Genomic DNA, 2,447 nt, shown 5'->3' on the forward strand with positions numbered 1-2,447 from the left:
ACTATATAGATAGTATGCCTTACTGATTAAGTTTAAAAGATTAATGAATCTTAAGCAGTTTTAGATAGTAATGATTTGTAAAGGTTTTCATATACAAGATATTGTTTACCTTTTAGCACGCCATTAATTTATAAATTGTCAAGGTTTGATATACACAATTATTTTCTTGTATTAGAAGGAGAAGAATATGAGTAATTTAGAAGATACAAAAGCACAAATTCCATCCGTATTTTGGACAATAGCCAATGGTGTATTTCTTGCTAGCGGAATTGCGCTGATTGTAATGCGTAATGATTATCTATGGGGAGTGCCTCAAATTATCGCTGGATTATTTGGTCTTGCAACCATATTTCTCATTAAAAAACCGTGGTGCGCGCAACTATATTTTATAGTATCTTCACTAGCCGTAATAGCAAATGGGCTTATGGAAATATTCGGCATAATCCACGGATCTGGATACGGTTATGTTCCGCTGATTATTGGCATAATCGTGCTTTTATTTATAGGCCTTGATAAGGATGAAAGTTCAAAAGCTCTTGGAATTGCCAAGAATAAATAAAAGCATTAGACTGCGATTTTAACTTAAAACATATCGCAATTTTTCAAAGGCCAAGCTGTAAACATGCATCTTACGACTTGGCCTTTGATTATTTATCTGTTAATGATTTGTTTTGCATAAAGTTTATACACTACCGAGCGACTTACTTGCGCATAGCCTCAACCACATTGTGATTAAATCACTAAGCTTTAAGCGAACTTATTCGCTGCGGAGTAACCCCCGTAAGCTCTGCAACATCACGAACCGTCAAGCCCTTATTCCTTAGTATGCGAACCGTTTCACGCATAAGCATAGACGCTTCTTCTTGAGTTTTTATAGCTGCCGATTTTGCATCTAATTTATCAATTAAGTAAATAGGCATTGCATATAAAAATCGTATAAATCTATAACCGCAATGTGCGCACTTCTATCTGATATTTTCCAAAGTACTTTGGGTTTTGCAAGATAGATTGGTTTTTGTGGAACTACTTTTCTTGCGCAAGTTCGATTGGCGGATGCTCCGCGCGGAAAGTATTTACGTGCGCTTCAGACGCATACCCCAGCGCAAAACCAGTAATCAGCGCATACTCCGGCGGAATACCAAACACTTCGTCAAGCGGTGAACGCCACGTGGCAAGAACGCCAAGCGGGCATGAATCTACGCCTTGCTCTTTAGCGGCCAACAGTAACGTTTGCAGCATAATTCCAGCATCCATCGCAGAAAACGGCAAAAAATCGCGGCGAACAAGCACAAATCCCATAACTGGCGCACCGAACGCCTGGAAGTTGCGCAAAGTGTGAGCATTTCGAGCAGGAAAATCTTTGCGATCAATATTTAAATGTTTATACAACGCCAACCCTAAACGCGCACTGCGCTCTTTAAGTGATTGTGGATACGGAGCCATTACAGGAAAATCTCCATCCGGCTGGCTCATTTTCTGGGCTATAAGGCGCTCTTCTTCGCTAAGGGTAGCGTCTTTAGTACGAAACATTGCTTTGCATTTTTGCGTATATGCATCAATAAGCTGCTGCTTTAGTTCCCCTTGAGCAATAGCTAGCATGTATCCACGAGTGTTGGACCAGCTCGGCGATTGTGCAGCTGTTTGCAAAATGGTTTCAAGAATTTTAGAATCGACTGGTTTATTTAGAAAATCACGTGCAGAAAATCGCGACTTTGCGAGTGCTTCAAAAGTTTGTGTAGTCATGCTTTTAGTATATCGCACCAAATACGCACGCAGTATTTTCTCGAGTTTGCGCTACGTCCTGCTTTCGCTCTTGCTTGATGTGGCGCGAGTTTCGGGGGATTTCTCTCCTCGCAATTTTGTTTACGTTATTCTTTAGTATCGTCTATGAGTTTTGTAACTGATTTAGTTTTTTGTTTTTGACGAGGCTAGAAAATTTGTGTTTGCGTGCGTCCCGTCCTTCGGGCGCTCTGGCTGCTAAAGGCGCTTATTGTGTTCGCCTTTCTTTAAAGAATGTAGCTTCTCAGTCCTCTTTTAGCACTGAACACAATTTTTCCAGCCTCTCAACACACTAAACGCCAACACAAAACTCATAGACTCGTTAAGTTTGTTACGAAAGTGCGTGGTTTACTAAGTGCAACTAGAGTAGCATATTTAAGCTGCGGGTTGGTGCAACTATCTATTTTTTTATTGTCTGTTTAGTGCGAAAAATCTCAAATCTCTACCACACTGGTATTCGTATACTAAAGTCGCAAAACAAACTGTGGGTTGGTGTGTGGTATGTGTGCTTGGCGTGATTTGTGCGGCAGCATGTGGGAATAAAAAAGCGGGGAACAATCAAGTTCCCCGCTAGAAGATTAATGCGGCAGCGTGCTAGTCTCCCACACCCTATCGAGTGCAGTACCCTCGCCGTGTCAGGCCTTAGCTTCCGGGTTCGGAATGGGACC

At 41.4% G+C, this 2,447-nt stretch carries 2 protein-coding genes and 1 pseudogene; 1 reads left to right on the forward strand and 2 read right to left on the reverse strand.

The window, feature by feature from the left end; translation table 11 throughout:
- Positions 1-187: 187 nt before the first annotated feature.
- Positions 188-559 (forward strand): hypothetical protein, encoded by a 372-nt coding sequence (locus ACLD5M_RS06180; protein ID WP_004133309.1) that lies wholly within the window; start codon positions 188-190, stop codon positions 557-559.
- 181 nt (positions 560-740) lie between these two features.
- Here the strand turns inward: ACLD5M_RS06180 and ACLD5M_RS06185 are convergent.
- A pseudogene (locus tag ACLD5M_RS06185) lies at positions 741-896 on the reverse strand (XRE family transcriptional regulator); the annotation flags it as partial.
- A gap of 127 nt (positions 897-1,023) precedes the next feature.
- Entirely contained in the window at positions 1,024-1,743 is a 720-nt protein-coding gene (locus ACLD5M_RS06190; protein WP_410314821.1) for a nitroreductase family protein, read from the reverse strand.
- Between the last annotated feature and the right edge of the window lie 704 nt (positions 1,744-2,447).

Source organism: Gardnerella sp. Marseille-Q9185, assembly GCF_046508745.1.
Classification (GTDB): Bacteria; Actinomycetota; Actinomycetes; order Actinomycetales; family Bifidobacteriaceae; genus Bifidobacterium; species Bifidobacterium greenwoodii.

Excerpts from the sequence above, each read along its gene's own strand:
- ACLD5M_RS06180 (WP_004133309.1), top strand. The coding sequence starts at position 188 with ATGAGTAATTTAGAAGATACAAAAGCACAAATTCCATCCGTATTTTGG.
- ACLD5M_RS06190 (WP_410314821.1), bottom strand. The coding sequence starts at position 1,743 with ATGACTACACAAACTTTTGAAGCACTCGCAAAGTCGCGATTTTCTGCA.